This is a genomic window from Rufibacter sp. XAAS-G3-1, from assembly GCF_013623775.1.
Taxonomy (GTDB): domain Bacteria; phylum Bacteroidota; class Bacteroidia; order Cytophagales; family Hymenobacteraceae; genus Nibribacter.
The window spans coordinates 142,216-162,556 of record NZ_JABFAM010000012.1 but is presented as its reverse complement, the minus strand read 5'-3'; the positions used below and the strand labels follow the sequence as shown (position 1 = coordinate 162,556).

Below are 20,341 nucleotides of genomic sequence, written 5' to 3'. Positions count from 1 at the left end.
TGGTAACCGTCGTATGACTGCTTCACCATGTGGATTCCTCCTTTGAGGCTCATCCTACTCCATAACTCTAATACAGAAGAGCACGATATCAGATTGTCTTCCTCTGAAGGGGGTAGGGGGATGATTGCTCATGCGGATGCTGGCATTCCCAGTTCTTTACTCCTGCTGTTTCGCATTGAATGAAAGTTGCCTGCCTCTTCTTCTGCCTTCCTCATCCCCCTAAGACAGAATGCGTAAGGAATCCCTGTGGGGGAAAATCTGCGTTGAATTGACGAAGTTAGTGTTACTGAAGAATATACGTTGCCTCTAAAACCTCTTTCAATACCTGGGTTCACTTTTGGTTTAAGGCTTGTTTCAGGAAAACAGGCCTTAAACAAGATGGTTGTCTGTACACTGCCGCAGGCATCTGCTTGTACCGTCGTTTTTAGGCTATTTCTATGAAAACAGGTGTAAAACTCTAAACAGCTTCTGCGTTATGAGATGAATGCTTAAAGCTTCTTCTTCTGGTACTGTGCGTCGCCGCTGAGGAGTTCATGTTTGAAGATGTTGTCATGGATGACTCGGGCCTGTTTTCCGGCTGCTTCGGCTTTCCGGAAGAATAAGTCGGCTACTTCCTGCTGCTTCGTTTCCTTGAAGTGCTCGCCCATGTGCTCCAGCAGCATCTTGGTTTCCTCCAGGCCGCGCATGCCCTGGTACAGCATACTTTCCACCGATTCCGTGACCTCGGCCAGCAGGGTACTGATGGTGTAGGCGTGCCCCGTGTGGCAGCGGAACCGGATCAGGTTTCCCTCAATCAACTGCGTTAAGGCGCCGTGGCAATCTGGGCAGGTAAAGGCCGTGAGGGTGCCTTTGTCAATGATGCCCATTTCAAAGGCGTTGTCTTGCCGCGCGATGGTGATTTCTATCTCAATCCTTTCCAAGTCATTTTTAGGCAACTTCGGCGCAGCCGGAGCTTCTTCGGTAGTGAGGCGAACCAGCAAGGCCGAAAGCTCGGCTAAGGGGATGATGTGGTCTGCTTCCACAAACTCCAGGGCGTTGGCGGGCATGTCGGGGAAAGGGGCGTCATTAGGGTCTTGCACAATGGTTTTGCCGCCCAGCCGCTGCACCGTCCATAGCCCCGAGGTACCGTCATCCAGATACCCGGTGAGCACCACGCCAATGACGCGCGGCCCGTGCACATAGGCCGCCGACCGGAAAAGCGCGTCTATGGAAGGGCGGAATTTGTTTTCCTTCGGCCCTTTGGTCACCAGCACCTTGTCGTCTTCCAGCAGAAGGTGATGGTCTGGCGGGGCCATGTAGATAACCCCCGGCTTATATTTCTCGCCATGTTCGGGGTATTTGGCCTTCAACGCCGATACTCGGGAGATAAGGTCTGGCAGGATGCTGTGCGTGTAAGGCGCTACGTGCTGCACCACGAAAATGGGGGCGGGGAAATCGGCGGGTAAACTTTTGGTGAACTCCAGCAAGGCCGTCACGCCCCCCGCCGATGACCCAATCACCACAATGTCCCGTTTTGAAGCTCCTCTGGAGGATTTAGCGTAGTTTGGCATGGCCGAAGGTTAGGTTGGATTCTATGGCAGGCACAGGTAAGATTTTTTGGCTTCCGTTACCATAGGTTTACCTCTATGTTTACTTCAAACCCGTGGCTGGGGTTATCATCTGGAAAGTTCAAGCACATAGCCCCGCTTGGGCTTCGGGCTTTACCAATGCCTTTCTGGGCTTATATCCCTCTGGTGCAAGCATCTGCCTGTACCGCTGTTTCTGGATTGTTTTTGCGAAAACAGGGCCTAAACAGACGTAGCATCCGTCTATCACAGGCACTAGCACTTCATGTGCTAGAACAGTCCTCAAAGCCCATAATGCTCTTTCAGCACCCGCACAAACTCCGGCTGGTGATGCGACCACGGTACGTGCGACATACTTTGCGGCCGTGGGATACCGCCGCCCCACGCGCCTTCTGCTTTCACCAATACTGCCCTGGTCTCCATAAACAATGCGCGAGAGACGTCATGCCTCCCGGCACACCCGGGCCGCCGTGGAGCAATATCACCGTTTCCTGGCCGGGGTTTGGGTACGCCGTGGTAAACAGTTGCGTCTGCTTGTTTCCAATAAGCATTTCCATTTTGCGCACTTTTGATTGGACGTGTTCTGGTCTTCTGAGCAGAGACCGATATTTTATCTTCCTACTCCTAAAAAGACAGGAAGTTTAACAACAGCGTACCCTGCCCTCTCCACCGGTTAATTTCAGATACAATTCCCAACTGGAAGAACCTAGTTGAGGTAACCTCGGAGAAATCACAACCGTGTTTCTGTTTTAAGACTGTTTTGCAGAAAACAGCCCTAAAACGGTTCAAGTTGATGCCACAAACCAACAAGAGGAAACATTTTCTAAGTGCACGTAAGCCCCTGAATCTGTAATTTTGGGGACGATTTTTGAAACAGGGAGCTTAAGCCGCATTGGAAGAGACAGAGAAACCCGCCGCTGAGCGAAACGGAATCAACCTACAGAATGAACGCTCCCTGCACGCGGGCCTGAAACGGTGGTATGCGCAGCCGCAGGACAGGTTTGAGGTGCCGGTAGATGGGTTTGTGATTGATTTGGTGCGCGGCCCGCAGTTGGTAGAGATACAGACGCGTAACTTTTCGGCCATCAGGCCCAAATTGCAGACGCTGTTACAAGACCATCCTGTGCATTTGCTGCACCCCATCACCTTTGAGAAATGGGTGGTGCAGGTAGACGGCAAAGGAACGTCGGTGCTTTCGCGGCGCAAGTCCACGTACCGGGGCGCGTTGACTGATCTCTTTGAGGAACTGGTGCGCCTGCCGGAGTTGGTGAAGCACGCCCATTTCACGCTGGAGTTTCCGGTCATCCGGGAAGAGGAAGTACGCTGCCGCGATGGCAAGGGCAGCAAGCACCGCAAAAAGGTGAGCCTCAAAGACCGGAAACTGCTGGAAGTCCTCAGTACCCACCGCTTCACCCAGCCAAGTGATTTCCTGCAGTTCCTGCCGCCCACTCTTCCCCAGCCCTTCTCCAACCGCGACCTGGCAACGGCCTTGCAACTGCCTTTGCACCGCTGCCGCCAGATTACCTACTGCCTCCGCAAAATGGAAGCCATCCAACTGGCGGGCAAGAACCGGAACGAACTGCTTTTCATGGTGACTCCTTTCGCAGCAGAGACCGGGAACTTAGCGCATGTTGAAGAACCTGTTTCGTAATGAAATGGGAATGCCCCCCTTTGCGGCGGGTTCATCTATTCTTCTGCTTTCTGAAAGAGGTTCTTAAATACAAACCTGAATTATTGCGACGTTTTACGCCTGATTTTCAGAAAACAAGGTCAAACCACGTGTTCAGCAACTGGGAGCAGACGTAGACAAGATAGAACTGGTCTTTCCCATAGCTGCGTATGTTCTTCTTCGGCCTTCCTGTCCTGAAATTAACCTCCGGTTGCCGCATAACTGTCTGGCTTTTTGCCGTATGCATCATTTTGTCTAACTGTAAAGAAGCCGGCCGGATGATCACTAAAAGAGAAAACTACAATACAGGACGCCTCTCCTCTAAGTTCGGGGAACCCACTTCAGGAAAGGAGCCCACCGTGGGCCTGCAACCGCTGGGGCCGGATGGCAGCAAAGATGGGTTGCTCTACGTGCCAAAAGGGTATGACGCCGCAAAACCCGCCGCGCTGGCGATGATGTTGCACGGCTCGGGCGGCAATCCAGAGCAAGGCATGGGGTTGCTCCAGCGCTACGCCGATGCCCATAACATTATCCTCATCGCCCCGGCTTCGCGCAAATACACCTGGGATGTGATTGTCAGTGACTCCTTCGGGCCAGATGTTATCTTCCTAGACCAGGCCATCGCCCAGGTTTTGGAGACCTATGCCGTTGACTCTACGCACATGGCCCTGGGCGGCTTCTCTGACGGAGCCTCGTACGCGCTGTGTCTGGGTTTGACCAACGGCGACCTGTTCACGCACCTCATTGCCTTTTCGCCGGGCTTCTCGTTCTCCCGTGAAAAACATGGCTCGCCAGAGGTGTTCATTTCGCACGGGGTAAACGACGGCGTGCTGCCCATTGATCCTTGCGGTCGGCAGGTCAACCATGATTTACAGCGCCAGGGCTTAAATGTCAACTACCTGGAGTTTGACGGGGATCACGAGATTCCGGCCAACATCTCACAGGAGGCGATAGAGTGGTTTTTGAAAGAGCAATAGCGTCAACCTTTGGGAGGTATCTACGTTTCAAGCTTCTATTATCCCCCCTCACTGTTCAACTGTCTTTGCACTTGGTTCACGTTTCTTCCGTACTGCTGTGCCCTGTTCTCCAGGTTTTATCTAAAACCTGGAAGAAACTCCTATCCATCACTTATAAATATAATTTACCTGAACCTGAGATGACTTTCTGTAAGGCTTTACCACACCTCACAACCAAACATTCCAAATTTAGCCCAGTTACAATCACACAGAATAATTACATTATTAGACTCACTTGTTTAAAAACCCGCAAGAATATAACCTCTTGCTACTACCCTTAAAACGAGCAAGCCAATGTGAACGGGCAATATTTTGAACAAATTGGACATGACGCAGCACGAAAGGGATTACATGATTCTGCTTTACAGTTGCAATGTACTAAGAAAGTGCATTCTGCCGTTAAAATATTAACCAACCATATTTTTGGCGGAACAAGTACTTGCCAAGGCACTTCTCCCCTCTAAACTAGAACAAAATATTATTTTTTTGGAATATTTATTCAAATAGATGCCTTTACTTTTTCTGGACTGAAAACGGCTTTTTTATGGTTCTGGTGTAGTTAGCCAGTAAAACTTGCCTTCTACGGAACTCAGGAAAAAGGGTCTGAATCCTTAGATGTATTTTCTGAATTTAAGAATCTCAATATTTTATCAGATATTGTTTATAGATGGCAGAAGCAGCACTGTCAGCTAGAAGATATATCAGCAGATAAAATAAGAATATACTTATACCCATACTAACACATATGAGTACCAAGGCTCAAGTAAAAATAGGAGAAAACAATAAAGAAAAGGGCATCATGACCTGTGGGGTCATAATGCCCATCTCAGCCATAGACGGGTTACCCGCCGAACATTGGATAGAAGTACTGTCTATTGTGCAGGATGTGATCAAAGACGCGGGGTTTGAACCTTTACTGGTCAGCAATGCAGACGAGACGGGTATTATTCACAAGCGGAACGTGCATAGCATTTACACCAATCCCATCATCGTTTTTGATGTGAGCGCCAAAAACCCTAAAGTGATGTTTGAGCTGGGCCTGCGCTTGGCTCTGGACAAACCCACCATCATCATCAAAGACGATGTGACCGACTACAACTTTGACGCATCGCCCATCAAGCCCATCACCTACCCCAGAGACTTAAGGTTTACTCCCATTGTGGCCTTCAAGAAAGAACTCAGAAGTAAGATTGAGACCACCTACAGAACCTATGAAGAGAACCCCGGCGCGGTGACCTTTTTCAAGGAACTAGGAGAAGACAAGAGCGAAAAGGTATCTGCCAAGGAAGTTTCTGCGGACAAGATCATTCTGGATTCTATTGAAAAATTGACCGAAGAGGTTAAAACCATCAAAAACAACATCCGCAAGGAGTCTTCTACCGGGAGAGCCGGGGCGCCGGGCAACATTGCCGTGAACAACTTCACCGACATTTTTCTGCGGCCCGAGAATCTGGAGATTTTTGTCACCTCCAAGATTGACCAGTACGTGAAAGCCTCTGGGCTGAAAAACCGAACGGAAATAGAAAAACAACGGCTGCAGAACAAAGTGTTTGAGTTCATAGCCAGTAGTAATCCAGAGCTAGAGAACGATGTCATTGAACGCTTAATTCTGGAAGTCATTAACCGACAAATCAAAAGCAGCAACTAACTCCCCCGGTTGTCCAAACAAAAAGTCGAAAGCACTCCCCCTGCTTTCGATAAAATAAAGAAAAGCCGAAGCACTCCCCCCAGCTTTTGGTTTAGTAGCGTACCACTTGATTCATTCTTCATAACCCCGAGCAACCAACCGCCAAATCTTTAGCGGCAGGCATTACGCTGTTCATACAAATGTGACCTGTACCCGCCTTACCGGATAGGTACTGAAAGAAGCCCAGGTGTACCTTTCAGCATAGAGAATTTACCCCCCTACTGCTGCTTATACCCAAAACCAGTTATGGCGCGGAAGTACATCCGCGCCATAGCAGCTGAAAAAATACGCACTGCACGCAGGTTACAACAATCCTCTAAAGAAAGGCTCCAGTTCTGCCGCCATCACACCGTGCTCAGCCACGCTGGGGTGTCCCGAGCAGCCGCTGGCTTGCATGGGTTTAAAGAAATGGAGGGCCACCGGCTTAGAGGACGGGTACGCAGTATCTATTTGCGTTTTCACAGCGGCGAGGCAGTTTTCCAGGGTTTGCTTTCTGGGGCCGTTCAGCATGGGGCTACTCAGCAACGCAATCTGCGCCTGCGGGTATTTAGATTTAACCTTCTTCACGAACCCGACATAAGCCGTCACAAACCGTGCGCTGTCAAAAGGCAACCGCGGGGTTTTGCCGTCTCCATCACTGAAATCGTTGGTACCTAAGGCAATGCTCACAATCTGCGGCGAGAGCTTACTGAAATCCCATTGCCGGGCAGTCTTGGCCTGGAAATCTATTTTCTCATACACTTGGGGCAAGGTAGGCCCATTAGTGTTCCAGTTGCGATAGGCCCCGTAGCCACTTACGCTGCTCAACATAAAATTAGCGTTCACGGCCCGGGCCACCCGGGGGCCATAGGCCTGGTAGGCATTGTGCTGGTCGTGGTATTCGCCGGTGCCGCAGGGAACGTCTGACGGATCTGCCGCCGCGCCGCACGTAATGCTATTGCCAATGAACTCAATCAAAGGCGCTGCTGGTCTTGTCAGGGCCGCCGCCTCAGGCGCTACAATTTTCTGGATTACCAGTGCACCGGTATGGGCCTCGGTGGTTTTGTACAGCCAAACCGTATGCTTCCCGGCCGTTGGTGCAGAAATAGTTACGGTATCTGGCCGCCCATTTATTCTCACTCTTTTCTGGTAGACGCCATCCAACTCGTACTGCAGGTAACTGTGGGCACCGGCATAGGCTGCCGAGGCAATGACCCTGGCCTGCGGGCCTTCAAAGCTAAACCCTACATGGGCCGCCGAAGAAACCAACTCCAGGTGTTGCGCATTGTTCACCAGATACCTGCCCACCGGCTGCAACGCAGTAGCGGGCAACTCCTGGGGCGTCTGGTTTCCGGAAGTATTTTTCAGAGAAGTACAGCCAACGTAAAAGGCACAAAGCGCGGCAGCAAGGTAAACGTATGGAATTTTCATAAAGGTTTGCGATGGGTTTGTTCCTACAGGAGAAGCTGTTTAGTATTACAAAAATGACTGGTGCAAGCATCCGCTAGTGCCTTCCCCAACGTGCTACGCGTGCTGTTATAGGCCTGTTTTCACGAAAGCAGCCCCAAAACAGCAGCACCAGCGGACGCTTGCACCAGAAAGGGGTAAGCATTTTTCCTCAGAAGGAGATGCGAAACAGGTTCAATGTTAGGAATAAAGATATTCTGGTAAGTTTCAATGCATCAAAATAAGTCAGCCTTCCACTCCGGGCAAGTGACTTCTCCCTTTGTAAGACTGGCACAGAGAATGTAAGCTTAAAACAAGCCATTAAGCGTTTCAGGCCTATTTTAACGAAAACAGGCCTGAAACGCCCTCTACACTTCCTTACACCACTAGTGGATGTTTGGTGTGCTTTTGAAGAAGATGATGCAGAACCAGAACCCACCCCTACCCCTCCAAGGAGGGGAATACGTTTTTGCAGGAGATAGCAATGCGCGGTTGAGACAAGGCATGCCTGGTCTTTTCAAGTACTTTTTGAAGCATTATCGAAAGTCACGGAAGTAAATCCGCGCCATAATGCTATAGAAAAAGGGGAATACACCTTTCCCCAGTTCCAGTCTTCCCCGAGCGCGCCTCGCTTTTGGCCCTGGACAGGCATCAACTAAGAGCGAATATCTTCCCAGGCCGAAAGGGCAGTGCGAGAGGGGAAGACGGGGCCCCGCGGCCGTGAGCGCTTACCGCCAGAGGTGAAACAATACAGCACCTGCATCCACGCAAAAGCAGCCAAGCCAGGGGAACACCATAAGGCATGCACAAACTAATGCAGCCACGGAAACACCGTAAGGCATGCACCCACCAATCGCAATATAAAAATAACCAAGAAGGAACATTCTCCAAAGAACCCAGCTCCAGGCTGATGCCAAAGCACAGAAATAAACCAAAAGGTACATTTCCCTTCGCAAAAACACAGCAGAACTCCCTAATTACACATAACATTCTTCCCGGCAAGCACTGCATAAACCAAGTTTACACCACACCCTTTGCCTGGGCATAAGCCTTTCTCTCCCTCCTCCTCTTCCGCCCCACACAGATGAATAGATACTTTTACTGGCTAAGATCCATTGCGTAAACTACTATCCCGTTTAAGACAAATACTGATTTTTAGCCCATCCGGTTTTTTTCCTGGCAGATGCTCAACAAAGACCCCTCCCTTTTCCGTAAGGGGCAGTCTAAGGAGGTACCAGGCAGGCAAAGAAGATACTCTTGTGAAGCGAACGTGACGTTGAGCTCCACCAGCAGAAACAGCAAAGTTTCAGATCCTATTACCCAAACTGCATCATGCCGCCAATGGTGCCAGAGCAACGCAAGTACAGGGGCGCGGGCAAAATCCAGGCACCCAGACAACGCCGGCCTTGCCCATGGATTGGTGCACCTCTTACAAGTAAATTAACGTTTTTAGACCTACAGATATGGATGCAGCTGTGCGCCAGAACCAGACAAGTGAAGTATTTAGCAATTACCAGATTCCGCCTACTTTTTTAGATGAGGTTTTCCGGGCACCGGGTCAGGTTCATCCGCATTACGAGGCCGTCTACCGCCAGTTTCTGGAGTTCACCAAAGACGAATTCAAAGAACTGAATGAGCACGCCAAGATGTCCTTCTTCAACCAGGGCATCACGTTCTCGGTGTACTCAGACAAAGCCAAGGGCGTGGAGCGCATCTTCCCGTTTGACCTGTTCCCCCGCATCATTCCGGCCGCCGAGTGGGCCAAAGTGGAAGAAGGCATTCTGCAGCGCTGCGTGGCCATGAACCTGTTTATCCAGGACATCTACTCCAATCAGCACATTTTAAAAGACAAAGTAGTACCCGCTGAGCTAATCTTCTCGTCCAAGAACTACCTCAAGGCCATGCTGGACATCAAGCCCGTGGGCGGCATCTACAACCACATTTCCGGCACCGACCTCATCAAGCACTCAGACGGCGAATACTACGTGCTGGAAGACAACCTGCGGTGCCCGTCCGGCATCAGCTACGTGCTGTCTAACCGTGTAGCCATGAAACGGACGTTGTTTCAGATGTTCCGGCAGTTCAATGTGCAAACCGTACAGGAATATCCGCAGGAACTGCTGGCCACCATGCAGTCAGTGGCGCCCAACGGCATTGATGCGCCCACCTGCGTGGTGCTCACGCCGGGCGTGTACAACTCGGCGTACTTTGAGCACGCGTTCCTGGCCCTGACCATGGGCGTGCCGCTGGTGGAAGGCCGCGACCTGTACGTAGACAAGAACTTCGTGTACATGAAGACCATCAACGGCCCCAAGCGGGTAGACGTGGTGTACCGCCGCCTGGACGATGACTTCCTGGATCCTATGGCCTTCAAACCAGACTCTATGCTGGGCGTTCCCGGCATCATGGCGGCCTATAAAAAAGGCAACGTAAACCTGATCAACGCCCCCGGCACCGGCTTCGCCGATGACAAAGCAGTCTACACCTACGTACCCGACATCATCAAATATTACCTGCAACAGGAGCCTATTCTCAACAACGTACACACGTACCGCTGCGAGAAAGACGACGACTTCCAATACGTGCTGGAGAACATGGACAAGCTGGTGATAAAACCGGTAGACGAAAGCGGTGGGTACGGCATCTTAATCGGGAGCAAAGCCTCCAAGGAAGAACTGAGCGAGTTCAAGAACCTGGTAACCGAGAACCGGCGCAAATACATCGCGCAGCCTATCATGAACCTTTCCATGCACGCCACCTTCATTGAAGGCGAAGACCAGTTTGAGCCCCGCCACGTGGATCTTCGCTCCTTCACCCTTTTGGGCAAAGACCGGCAGTTTGTGCTGAAAGGAGGCTTATCACGGGTGGCCCTCAAAAAAGGCAGCCTCATTGTGAACTCCTCGCAGGGCGGCGGCTCTAAAGACACCTGGGTAATGGCCGAAGACGGCGCGGGCATGTCTATGAAACAAAGCGGCTCCCTGGAGCAAAGCATGACCATGAACGGCGAAACCATGACCATGGGCCCGCAAGGCATGTCTATGGGCACCCAAGGCGGAATAGCAGAGGGAAAAGGTATCTGATTCAGTCCCCCTTTGAAGGGGGTAGGGGATGATAAGGCCGTCGAAGATCCATCTGTCTCAGCATAAATGACAAACAGAATGATCCTCGGCAAATGCCATGATCTGCAAGAGTAATCATCCCCCTACCCCCTTCAAAGGAGGATGATCAAAAAAGTATCACCACCAAAAATCATTCGAACTCCTGACTCAGAACTCAGGACTCAAGACTCAGAACTATAAAATATGCTTTCACGAATTGGAAATAGCTTGTTTTGGATGGGGCGCTACATTGAGAGAGCCGAACACATAGCCCGGTACACCCGGGTACAATATGTCTCTTCCGTAGATGCGCCGCTGGGGCAGAACCGGGACTTGATTCTGGAGTCTATTCTGAACATGGCGGGCAGCAAAGACGCCTACTTTGGGGTACACGAGAAACTGGAAGACGACAAAGTCATTGATTTTATTTCTATCTCAGAAGCCAACCTGTTCTCCATTGTCTCCTACATTGGCCGCATCCGAGAGAATGCCCGTGGTTCGCGCGACAGTATCTCCATAGAGCTGTGGGAAGCCATTAACCGGTTTTACCACAAGGTGAATGAACTGATGACGGCAGAGATGCCCGCCGAGGAAATTGAGTACTTCGCCCGCCGCATTGAAGAGAACAGCTACATCACCAAAGGGTACATAGAAAACACGCTGCTCCACAATGATGTCTGGATGCTCATCTCGCTGGGCATGCACCTGGAGCGGGCCATCCAGGTCATCCGGATTCTGCAAACCAAGCTGGAGGACATTGAAAAGTTTGACACCCTCAAGCAGGGCACCGCGCTGGAAAACTACCAGTGGAGCACCACCCTCAAGAGCACCGAGGCCTTTGACATGTTCATGCGCTGCCATAAAACCAGCCCTACCCGCACGCACGTGTTAGATTTTTTGCTTTTAGATACCCAGTTTCCTAAGTCAGTTGCGTATAGCCTTACATGGGTAAGGGAATGCATTGAGGGAATCTCTTTTCAGCAGGAAGAAAGCAAGAAAGAATCTCTGGAGTTTATGGCCGGTAAACTGGCTTGCCGGTTCCAGTACCTCACCATAGAGGAAGTGGATGACCGCGCCACCCAGTTCCTGAAGAGAACCCTGGATGACGTGTATGAGCTTGCCCATTTACTGGACGTTAAATATTTAAAATACAATTGATGCCCGGTTGGGCCTTGCCTATATGAAGACAGAATACGAAGTGGTGTACCGCACCCATAACACGTATGCCGAAAACGTAAGGGAGGCCTTCTTTTCTTTCCTGATCCTGCCTTGCGAAAACGAGAGCCAGGTGGTGCGCAACGTGACCATGACCAACTCTCTGGACGCCGAGGTGTTTCAGCATACCAACCCGTTCGGTTTTGAAGTGACCAACCTGTACTCGGTAGAACCGTTCACGGAGTTTGAGTTCCAGATGCGGGCCATTGTGGAGAAAAGTGTGATGCCTTTTCCCTTGGAAGACACCTTGCCGGTAGAAGAAGAGCAACGCCTGCTGCATGACCATTCTTTCTACCTGGAGAATCACCTGTACCTGGGGTTTGACCATTACACCCGCATCAAAGAAGCCTACCGCCCCAAACTACTCATGCGCCAGCCCAACCAGGGCGTGTATGAGTACCTGCAGCAATTAAACAATTTTATCTTTGACCTGCTGGAGTTTGACCCCGAACCTACGCACGTGTGTACCTCGGCAAACGAAGTCCTGAAGTTGGGCCGCGGGGTCTGTCAGGATTACACGCATATCTTCATAGGCGTCGCGCGGCTCAACAAGATTCCGTGCCGGTACGTCTCGGGGTACCTGAACCAAGGCCTGGAACTGGCCGGCTCGGCGGTCATGCACGCCTGGGCCGAGGCCTATATTCCGGGTTTCGGGTGGCAGGGGTTTGACCCCACCAACAACCTGCTCGCTGATGCGCATTACCTCAAAGCAGCCCACGGCTCAGACTACTCAGACTGTAGCCCCATCAAAGGAACGCTCAAGACCAACGGCAAGCAAAAGACAAATTATGGCGTGCAGGTAACGCCCCTTCAAGGGGCAGAGAACATCCCGCAACCCGTACAAACCAGCGTGCAAGCCTAACAGCAGAAACAATCTAGTTCCTGCGAAAAACGGCTGTTTTAAGAAAACCAGCAGGCAAAGCTAACGAATTTTACTTGAATGAAGACATTTCACTGCACTTGCGGTAATAAGCTATTCTTTGAGAACTCCTTCTGTGTGTCATGCAACAGAGAAGTGGGTTGGTGCCCGGTGTGTAAAGGCATGCACGCCATAGAACTGGACGGGAAAGGCGGCTACACCTGTACCAACCCCCAGTGCCAGTCACACGTGGTAAAATGCTACAACTATTCGGCACACAATGTTTGCAACCGCATGATAGAAGCACCGCAGGGCCCTCCTCACAACTTCTATCAACTGTGCCGTTATTGTCAGCTCACCGAAACCATCCCAGATTTATCTGTGGAGGGCAACGCCCAGAAATGGTACCACCTGGAAATAGCCAAACGCCGCCTGTTGTATCTGCTGGATACCTTAGGCTTGCCCTACGGCTCCAAAGCCCAAAACTTTGAACTGCCCCTCTCCTTTGACTTCAAAGAAGACATAGAAGCTTCTCCCGTTTTAGGCTGGATAGGCTTGGAAAAGGGCGAAAAAGTATTTACCGGCCACGCCGATGGCAAAATCACCATCAACCTCAGTGAAGCCGACCCGGTAGAGCGCGAGAAACTGCGGGTGGCCTTCGGCGAAACCCAGCGCACGTTGATCGGGCATTTCCGGCATGAGGTTGGCCATTACTACTGGCAGTTGCTGGTACAGGGCAAAGACGAGGAGGCCTACAAAGCCATCTTCGGGGATCATGAAAATCCCTCCTATTCTGATGCCATGGATCAGTACTACAGAAACGGGCCTAAAGCCAACTGGGCCCTTCGCTACATCAGCGCCTACGCCACCATGCACTCCTGGGAAGACTTCGCCGAAACCTGGGGTACCTACCTAGACATGATGGCCGTCCTGGACACCGCCGATAACCAAGATCTTCTGGAATTGCCGAGTGAAGATTTGGTAGACACCCAGTTAGAGGAAATGCTGACCCGCTATGCAGACCTAAGCCTGAAAGTAAACGAAGTGAACCGCTCCCTGGGCCTCCCCGACCTGCTCCCCGAGACTTTCTCACAGCCGGTGATAGAGAAACTACGCTACATCCACCAGTTAATCCAACGGAACCGGAAAAGGAACCAGGAGTTGTAGCATAAAGTACCCCACCCTTAAGGACACGGTCAGAAATAAGAGCACCTTCTTTTCCCTGTCCTCCTGCAAGGCTCTTGGTGGCGAACTAGAATAGCTTTGATGGAGCGCTATTGCCATTCGCGACCAAGAGCCTTGCAGGAGGACAACAAAAAAAGTCTATCCAGCTAATTCCCTACTGTTACGCCATCGTGCTGGTGGTTTCCGGCGGGTCTGGAGACTCGCTTCATCCTAAGTCACGAGACTGGAGTCTCGCGCCAGTACTTATCAAACCTGTGAGGTCCCCAAGACCTCACAGGTTTTCGCGTTTTCCCCAACACCGCCTGCTCTAAAAACCTCATAGTGCGCGCAGCTCCTACGAGTGTCTGCGCCAATGCCGTTTCAAGCCCGTTTTCTGCAAAACAGCCCAAAAACGCATCAGCATGGCTCCACGGGAAAAGGAGCTGAAGATGAAGCTTACCAGGGTGGGGGGGGTGTTTTATCCCTGATTTCCCAAAAACAGGCCTATTTCTTCTGTGAGTTATACGGAATAGTATTCCGCAGGCTCTCTATCCGTTCGGGAGTGAACCGGGGCAACTGCAGATCGTTGGTCTCGCGCCAGGTTTTAACTTTTTCTTCGGCAGCCTGGGTATTCTCTTCTGATTTGCCCGTGTCGCGGCCCAGGTAAATGGTCTGGGACGGGAAGGCGAAATCGGTGCCACTGGCCGCAATCACATCCATCATGCGTAGCAGCAACTCTTCCTGAATCTCCAGAAACTCATTGAAATCGCTGGTCAAAACATACGAAAAGACCTCCAGATCAAAGGAAGACGCGCTCACCCCTACAAACCGTACCCTGGCCGACTCTGGATCTATCTTAGGATGAGCGTACAGGATGGCCCTGAGTTCCACCAACAGGTAGCGGAGTTGGTCGGGGCTGGTATCGCAGCGAACCCCGAAGGTAGGGTGAAACCAGACGCGGTCGCGGTGGGCGTAGTTTTCAATGCGCTGCGAGGAGAAATCGCCGTTGGGGATAGTGACCACCGTGCGGTCATTGGTTCTGAGGCGGGTGGAACGCATGCCAATGGACTCTACGGTGCCCACGGTTTCGCCCACCTTACAAAAATCCCCTACCCTAATGGGCTGATCGGCGATGAGGGTCACACTGCCCACAAAGTTCTCTACCGTTTTCTGCGCGCCCAACGCCAACGCGATACCACCAATCCCCAGGGCGGCAAGACCCGTGGTCACGTCAAAGCCCAGCATGCCTAAAAAGGCGATGATGCCGAAGACGATGATCGCAATCTTGGCCCCCCGCCGCAGAAACAACACCGCCGACAAAGCCGCCTGGTTCCGTTTGCGGGTCAGGCGCCGCTGCAGGTACTGCGACATCACCTCAATGAGCCGCCACAACAGCAGCAAAAACACCACCAAGCCCATGAGCACGGTAAGTTGGCTAAACTGCTGGCGCACAATAATGGAGATGCCCACGCGCTGGGTAGTAGCAATGAACAGCCACAAAGCCAGGTACAGTTGAATAGGCAAGGTGAACGCGTGGATGATCCCTGCAATGTGCTCCTCGCGGGCTTTGCGCCAGCTGCGCCGCAAGATGAACACTACCAGCCGCGTGAGCACCCAAGACGCCGTGTAGGCCAGGCCAGCAATCAGCAGCAGAAAAAACCACTGCCCCACGGGCACGCCGTTCCATTTGGTATCTACGGCGAACTCAGGCATTACTTTATTGGCGAGGGGCTTGTCTGCCTCCTCAATCACCTCTGGAATGCGCTGAATGGTCTGGGAGGAGAAAAGCCAGACGGGCCCTCCTTCCGTATCTTCGGTCTTTTCCAGAAACAAGTCAAATTCTTCGCCATTGACCGTGGCCGAACCTACCCGGTCAAGGTTTGGCCCCAGGTTATCGTCTTCCCGGCCGGTGTAGGTGTCACTGATCAAGGAATACGGAATGATCTCGCCGCCCTGGTCTAGCAGGCGCTGCAGGGCATGCGCCAGCTTGGCCCCGTGCTGCTTCTGCTGCAGGGTGCTGTCTAGGTTGAGATAGAGGGCGGCTTTGTCATAGTTCTCCTTGGCAATGGCCGAGATAAACCCCTGCACCGCCCCGCGGGGCGTACGCCGACCCAGGGTATCTTCTGCCCAATCTGGCACCACCGCCTCTACGGCGGCAGAAGTATCTGCTTCGGGTACAAGCTGCGCCTGCGCCGGAACGGCCACAAAGCTTGCCAGAAGCAACCAGAAACCCCATAGGAACCGGTACGGGTTAGACTGATTTTTCAGGAAAGGAGGCGGTAATTGGAATGGCACTGAATACGTCATGAGAAGCTGATTTTACTACGTGTACAGGAGAGCAGCCTCACTAGAAGCGTGGAAAAACGGTTGCCTTCCTCATTGCTCTGCTGCCTTAGGATGTCACCCCTGCAAGCTTTACAAACGTTTTGGCTACGCGCCTGGTTACTTCTTTTTCCGGGTAAGCTTTTCACTTCCTTTCCAGAAAAGAGGCGAAAAATGCCTTCTTGCCGCTCCTTCCCTTTTTCCTGATGTACGGGCTCCGTTCTCTCCCCATCTTTGCACGAGAAGGGGCCCGCGCCATAGCGGCGTTTTAAGACCAGCGGCGTGTTGGCCTTTCGTAAGCGGGGTTGACCTGTGTTTCCTACCTGTATAGAAGGCAAATCTTGTTTGTAAGTTGTTTTAGGGAAATCTGCCTATAAACAGGATGTACTTTCAGTTTGATTGAAGGAGCTTAAAGTATTCTCTTGTTAATTCAAGTAGTAGCTGATTTTTTTCTATCATTTCTAGCAAGCAGTCTTCTATCTCACCTTTATAAGGATTATCACTGCTGAAGAGCATACAGGCGTACACCGAAGAGGTGTTGGCGATAGTGACTTTGATCATATTCTTAACTCTGTACGGCCGGAACCATATATCAAAGAGCTTAGCCCGAACTTGTTGCCTGTCGTCTGCCTGATCATATACATACAGAAGCACGGTTCTTTTGTCTTTGAATAGTTCCCGAATGAAAGAAACAATAGTATCTGAAATCCTGGGGTCAAACTCAATGGAACGGGATTTTGTGAAAGACTGGAATGGAGATGTAATCTCTTCTAAAGAACGTTGGCTTTCACGCAGAGGCTTAAACCCAAACATAAGTGTGTGGGCAGCAAAAAGGGTACCTTCTGGAAAGTACCCTTCTGCTTCAGTTGTATATACTACGTAGGCTTTACCCTGATCCGTTAGGAACTGAAATCCACTACTTACTTCTAAAAGTTCGTAAGGATTCAGGTTTGACGAAGGTAATGCCATGGATTTGCTGCGCTTCGGGGTTTTCCAGGGAAGCATCAATGCGCTTTTTGTCAGCGGCCATTTGCTTTACAATGTTGTCCCACTCCAACTTCTTATTTGTTTCGGTTGCCATAAGGCGCTCCTTTCTTAATTGTTTGCTGAAGAAACGTTTGCTTCCCTAACAGCTTGTTTACAAAGAAAGTATATTTCTATACAATGTTGAAACCAAAGTGGTTTACATCTTACCTCTCCTGTAGCTGCTCATTTGAATTAAGCAAAGCTGTTTTTAGGCTGGTTTGGGAAAAAGAGGCCAAAAACAGAAAATACGCAGCAACACAGGCAATTGAATTCTTTTTGTACCTTACCCTACCAAACCGTTCACTCCCATGGAAATCAAACACGTAAACACGCCCACCGATGGGTACTTTGAAGCCATTGAAATAAAGGCCCAGGCGGGTCTGCTCACCTATACCTGGGCCAACCCCCAGAAGTTGGTGATTGAGCATACAGAGGTGAACCCAGCTTTTTCGGGGAGAGGCGTTGGCAATGCATTGGTCATGGCGGCCGTAGCGTATGCCCGCGCCCAAAACATCAAAATTCACCCGGTGTGCCCCTTCGCCAAAATGCTCTTCAAGAAAGATGAATCTATTAGGGATGTGCTGTTTAAAGAGCGGCTGGTAGTGGGGTGAAGTGAGATTTTGATTTTTCCGTTTTTGGCTTACTTTTGGTAAATAAGGCTAAAAAACTAAAGATAGTATGGAGTAAATAGCTTTGTGACGGCGGCTGCGGCATTGAATGATTAGAACTTGCCCATCTGCTCTGTTGGGCTTTGGAACATCAAATCTATAAAAATTTGTAAAAATACATTTAACGTCCCTTTTAATTACACTATAGAATTAACTTCTAGACCGTAAACTTTAGTGTTTTCAGGATTGGAGTTTACATATTCTAACATGACTTTCCCGAGCTCAGAATTCGGATTTTCAACTTTTAAATAAAGAGTATCAATAGCTCTAGTGAAAGCCATTAGCACCCAAGTAGCCGCAAACATTGATTTTCTCTTTTCGTTCTGAAGATTTAAAAACAAATCCTCAATCAAAAATTTTTCAGCATCAGGGTCTTCAATCTTTTGATTAAAAAATTTATCAATATCAAAACAAGCTACAGCCCAAGATTCTAATCCTCTACAAGAATCGTAATAAATCAATCTACTTTCCGAAGAGTTAGGAACTGGCAACTGACCCTTATTAATTGTCCCATCCCAAAAATCAACTTGCTGGTTTAATACTGATTTAAACTTCCATTCTACCTTATTTGTCAATTTAGCGTCCTCGATATTGCCATATTCATTTATCTTACCTTGACGAACCTCGGGACTTGTGATATTTGCACCTTTATCCTTCTTTGAATCGGAATCTACAAGAACTAGCAAACTTTCATATGTAGTACACCCATTCACTTCTCCTTTTAACAAAAGATTATTAAAAAGGGAAGTAACATCTTTTTCAGAAGGGGATTGTCTAAAATCAATTATAAGCTCACCAACATCTTCAGTATCTATAGCTTCAAGATTTAAATCAACTTGAAATCTTGAAGCTATAAAATTACAAAAATTCAATATACTCTTTTTTACTCTATAAGATTTATTACTTGTCCTTATTTTATTAAATTCGTTTTTCTTTTTATTAAAAACCTCCCAATTACATAATTCTGTATGTCTAATTAATTGCTCTTTACCTCCACTTGAAATAACTAAATTAGGCACACCATACATTCTGAATAAAATCTCTTTTTCAAAAGGATGACAATCTTGGGCCTCATCCACAAAAACTGTTCTTCTACGTTTTCTCGAACCAACTCTTCTATTTACTTTTTCAGTAAAGCCTTTTTCCGAAATCTTAATTTCGTTTCCATCTATTTCTAAGTGTTTATCTTCTAACTCTAAATGGCTACCTAATAAATCAAACTTATCAGCAACATTGTGTTTCTTATAAAAATCACTTGTATTACTTATAATTAACAAGGTGTTTTCTAATACTCCATAGTAGTCAGCTAAAAACACTTTATCAACCTCAATATTCCTAAGCAGAGATCCCTTATATTTTCTAAACACATCCATAGACTGTTCTATATTATCCAAATTTAATAAATTAGATTTGAATATATAGTTTACAAAATCAATAGCAACCTCTTTAGTTCCATTATCAAGAGACCTATCATTCTGAAAAATCTCTTTTATTAGATTGCTCTTTTTAAAGTCTAAATACTTAATATTTCTTACACAAACTAGATCTTTTGCTTTATTTAGAACTACATTAGTTCTAGTATCAAGTAGACCAATTATTTTACTTATTCTTTCCTGTGAAAGGATATGCAAAACTCCTAACGACTTTGAAAAATTGTAAAAAAATGAATGAAGTGTTACAACAGAATACTGCCCCACTTTATCAGTTGAAGAAGAATATGATTTAGAATTTAAATATGATTTAACAGTCTTTGCTATATCATTTACTAGCAATTTATTATAGGTAAGAAAGAAAGCATTTTTGCCATTATCAACGCACTTCAGCATTAAAAGCAAAAGCTCACTTGATTTACCAGTACCAGCTTTACCTTCTACTATAATTAAATTTTTGTTCAATTCATTATAAATAGCTCTTTTACTATTTACACTCTTACTTATCCTATCAATTTTTTTCTTTGTTATATATCCTGTTAAACTATCATATGAAGCCTGATTTACAATAGCTTCTAATTCAACCCCAAGGTTATCATATACATTATCAGTTTTCCACTTTCTATATGAACACAAATAATCACTTGGATATTCTTTTATATATTCTAACAAAGCATAAAAATCGAATTTTTCATAAATTAGGTAATTCCCATATAATAGATTAACGCTATTATGAACAAATACAATAGGATGAATGAACACTTCATTTTTAGAAAATTTACATTTATTCACCAGGTAATTAATCAACCCAAATTTTATACTTTTAATTTCTGAACTATAGTCTAAAACTTCATCATCAATTACTAATTCAGAATTATCAATAGACACCTTAGAATCTTTACTATTTTTTACGAAGTTCACAGGAATTATAAGATTATTCAGATACACCCACCTGTCTCCTCTTTTTATTCTAAAGTAGCTACCTTGCTTTTGCTTAACTACTAAAACGACAATTAAGTCAATCGAAGCCTCAGTAGATATGACAGCTGGGAAATTCTTAAGAAGAAAGACTGAAGCCTCATTACATGTTGGTGACAAAACCTTTCTTACAGATTCTTCAAAAGATTCATAATTAAAATTATCACAGATTCCATTTATCGGTATAAATTTTAGATTCATGATTTTAGTGATTGTTTT

General features: G+C 48.3%; 16 protein-coding genes. 9 read left to right on the top strand and 7 right to left on the bottom strand.

Going from position 1 to position 20,341, the window contains the following annotated elements; translation table 11 throughout:
* Positions 1–488: 488 nt before the first annotated feature.
* Together HHO50_RS15010 and HHO50_RS15005 are read right to left on the bottom strand one after the other, a co-directional pair.
* Positions 489–1,550 (bottom strand): chemotaxis protein CheB, encoded by a 1,062-nt coding sequence (locus HHO50_RS15010; protein ID WP_181306913.1) that lies wholly within the window; start codon positions 1,548–1,550, stop codon positions 489–491.
* A 297-nt stretch (positions 1,551–1,847) separates the two neighbouring features.
* Positions 1,848–1,988, bottom strand: coding sequence for a hypothetical protein (locus tag HHO50_RS15005; RefSeq protein ID WP_181306912.1), 141 nt, complete (start codon positions 1,986–1,988; stop codon positions 1,848–1,850).
* A 5-nt stretch (positions 1,989–1,993) separates the two neighbouring features.
* Between HHO50_RS15005 and HHO50_RS15000 the strand changes: the two genes are divergently transcribed.
* The 4 genes from HHO50_RS15000 to HHO50_RS14985 all read left to right on the top strand — a co-directional run bounded on the left by HHO50_RS15000 (position 1,994) and on the right by HHO50_RS14985 (position 5,898).
* On the top strand, positions 1,994–2,137 hold the full coding sequence (locus HHO50_RS15000) for a hypothetical protein (RefSeq protein WP_181306910.1): 144 nt from the start codon (positions 1,994–1,996) through the stop codon (positions 2,135–2,137).
* 320 nt (positions 2,138–2,457) lie between these two features.
* Positions 2,458–3,216, top strand: coding sequence for a hypothetical protein (locus tag HHO50_RS14995; RefSeq protein ID WP_181306908.1), 759 nt, complete (start codon positions 2,458–2,460; stop codon positions 3,214–3,216).
* 296 nt (positions 3,217–3,512) lie between these two features.
* Positions 3,513–4,211, top strand: a complete 699-nt coding sequence (locus HHO50_RS14990) for an alpha/beta hydrolase (protein ID WP_181306906.1) — start codon at positions 3,513–3,515, stop codon at positions 4,209–4,211.
* A gap of 784 nt (positions 4,212–4,995) precedes the next feature.
* Positions 4,996–5,898, top strand: a complete 903-nt coding sequence (locus tag HHO50_RS14985; protein WP_181306898.1) for an RNA helicase — start codon at positions 4,996–4,998, stop codon at positions 5,896–5,898.
* A gap of 342 nt (positions 5,899–6,240) precedes the next feature.
* Here the strand turns inward: HHO50_RS14985 and HHO50_RS14980 are convergent, their stop codons facing one another.
* On the bottom strand, positions 6,241–7,347 hold the full coding sequence (locus tag HHO50_RS14980; protein WP_181306896.1) for an SGNH/GDSL hydrolase family protein: 1,107 nt from the start codon (positions 7,345–7,347) through the stop codon (positions 6,241–6,243).
* Positions 7,348–8,825: 1,478 nt separating this feature from the next.
* On the opposite strand from HHO50_RS14980, the gene HHO50_RS14975 reads away from it, so the two are divergent.
* From HHO50_RS14975 to HHO50_RS14960, 4 genes are all read left to right on the top strand, one after another.
* On the top strand, positions 8,826–10,442 hold the full coding sequence (locus tag HHO50_RS14975) for a circularly permuted type 2 ATP-grasp protein (protein ID WP_181306895.1): 1,617 nt from the start codon (positions 8,826–8,828) through the stop codon (positions 10,440–10,442).
* A 222-nt stretch (positions 10,443–10,664) separates the two neighbouring features.
* Complete coding sequence (locus HHO50_RS14970; protein ID WP_181306893.1) at positions 10,665–11,618, top strand: alpha-E domain-containing protein; 954 nt, start codon at positions 10,665–10,667, stop codon at positions 11,616–11,618.
* Between the two features lie 22 nt (positions 11,619–11,640).
* Positions 11,641–12,537 (top strand): transglutaminase family protein, encoded by an 897-nt coding sequence (locus HHO50_RS14965; RefSeq protein ID WP_181306891.1) that lies wholly within the window; start codon positions 11,641–11,643, stop codon positions 12,535–12,537.
* Positions 12,538–12,615: 78 nt separating this feature from the next.
* Entirely contained in the window at positions 12,616–13,701 is a 1,086-nt protein-coding gene (locus HHO50_RS14960; RefSeq protein WP_181306889.1) for a putative zinc-binding metallopeptidase, read from the top strand.
* A 501-nt stretch (positions 13,702–14,202) separates the two neighbouring features.
* Here the strand turns inward: HHO50_RS14960 and HHO50_RS14955 are convergent.
* The 3 genes from HHO50_RS14955 to HHO50_RS14945 all read right to left on the bottom strand — a co-directional run bounded on the left by HHO50_RS14955 (position 14,203) and on the right by HHO50_RS14945 (position 17,101).
* Positions 14,203–16,005: a mechanosensitive ion channel family protein gene (locus HHO50_RS14955; protein WP_181306887.1), complete on the bottom strand. Its 1,803-nt coding sequence runs from the start codon at positions 16,003–16,005 to the stop codon at positions 14,203–14,205.
* Positions 16,006–16,410: 405 nt separating this feature from the next.
* The gene (locus HHO50_RS14950) at positions 16,411–16,989 is read right to left on the bottom strand and encodes a DUF6169 family protein (protein ID WP_181306885.1); all 579 of its coding nucleotides are present in this window, start codon (positions 16,987–16,989) and stop codon (positions 16,411–16,413) included.
* Complete coding sequence (locus HHO50_RS14945) at positions 16,937–17,101, bottom strand: hypothetical protein (RefSeq protein WP_181306883.1); 165 nt, start codon at positions 17,099–17,101, stop codon at positions 16,937–16,939. The genes HHO50_RS14950 and HHO50_RS14945 overlap by 53 nt, the downstream gene beginning before the upstream one ends.
* Before the next feature lie 214 nt (positions 17,102–17,315).
* Here HHO50_RS14945 and HHO50_RS14940 point away from each other — a divergent pair, with 214 nt between their 5' ends.
* Positions 17,316–17,657: a GNAT family N-acetyltransferase gene (locus HHO50_RS14940; protein ID WP_370457607.1), complete on the top strand. Its 342-nt coding sequence runs from the start codon at positions 17,316–17,318 to the stop codon at positions 17,655–17,657.
* A 194-nt stretch (positions 17,658–17,851) separates the two neighbouring features.
* Here the strand turns inward: HHO50_RS14940 and HHO50_RS14935 are convergent, their stop codons facing one another.
* Positions 17,852–20,323, bottom strand: a complete 2,472-nt coding sequence (locus HHO50_RS14935) for a UvrD-helicase domain-containing protein (protein WP_181306879.1) — start codon at positions 20,321–20,323, stop codon at positions 17,852–17,854.
* Positions 20,324–20,341 lie beyond the last annotated feature (18 nt).

Bases quoted from the DNA above. Each gene is read 5' to 3' on its own strand.
- HHO50_RS14980 (WP_181306896.1), bottom strand. From the start codon at position 7,347: ATGAAAATTCCATACGTTTACCTTGCTGCCGCGCTTTGTGCCTTTTAC.
- HHO50_RS14945 (WP_181306883.1), bottom strand. From the start codon at position 17,101: ATGGCAACCGAAACAAATAAGAAGTTGGAGTGGGACAACATTGTAAAG.
- HHO50_RS14960 (WP_181306889.1), top strand. From the start codon at position 12,616: ATGAAGACATTTCACTGCACTTGCGGTAATAAGCTATTCTTTGAGAAC.
- HHO50_RS14965 (WP_181306891.1), top strand. From the start codon at position 11,641: ATGAAGACAGAATACGAAGTGGTGTACCGCACCCATAACACGTATGCC.
- HHO50_RS15010 (WP_181306913.1), bottom strand. From the start codon at position 1,550: ATGCCAAACTACGCTAAATCCTCCAGAGGAGCTTCAAAACGGGACATT.
- HHO50_RS14955 (WP_181306887.1), bottom strand. From the start codon at position 16,005: ATGACGTATTCAGTGCCATTCCAATTACCGCCTCCTTTCCTGAAAAAT.
- HHO50_RS14935 (WP_181306879.1), bottom strand. From the start codon at position 20,323: ATGAATCTAAAATTTATACCGATAAATGGAATCTGTGATAATTTTAAT.
- HHO50_RS15005 (WP_181306912.1), bottom strand. From the start codon at position 1,988: ATGGAGACCAGGGCAGTATTGGTGAAAGCAGAAGGCGCGTGGGGCGGC.
- HHO50_RS14990 (WP_181306906.1), top strand. From the start codon at position 3,513: ATGATCACTAAAAGAGAAAACTACAATACAGGACGCCTCTCCTCTAAG.
- HHO50_RS15000 (WP_181306910.1), top strand. From the start codon at position 1,994: ATGCGCGAGAGACGTCATGCCTCCCGGCACACCCGGGCCGCCGTGGAG.
- HHO50_RS14950 (WP_181306885.1), bottom strand. From the start codon at position 16,989: ATGGCATTACCTTCGTCAAACCTGAATCCTTACGAACTTTTAGAAGTA.
- HHO50_RS14970 (WP_181306893.1), top strand. From the start codon at position 10,665: ATGCTTTCACGAATTGGAAATAGCTTGTTTTGGATGGGGCGCTACATT.
- HHO50_RS14975 (WP_181306895.1), top strand. From the start codon at position 8,826: ATGGATGCAGCTGTGCGCCAGAACCAGACAAGTGAAGTATTTAGCAAT.
- HHO50_RS14985 (WP_181306898.1), top strand. From the start codon at position 4,996: ATGAGTACCAAGGCTCAAGTAAAAATAGGAGAAAACAATAAAGAAAAG.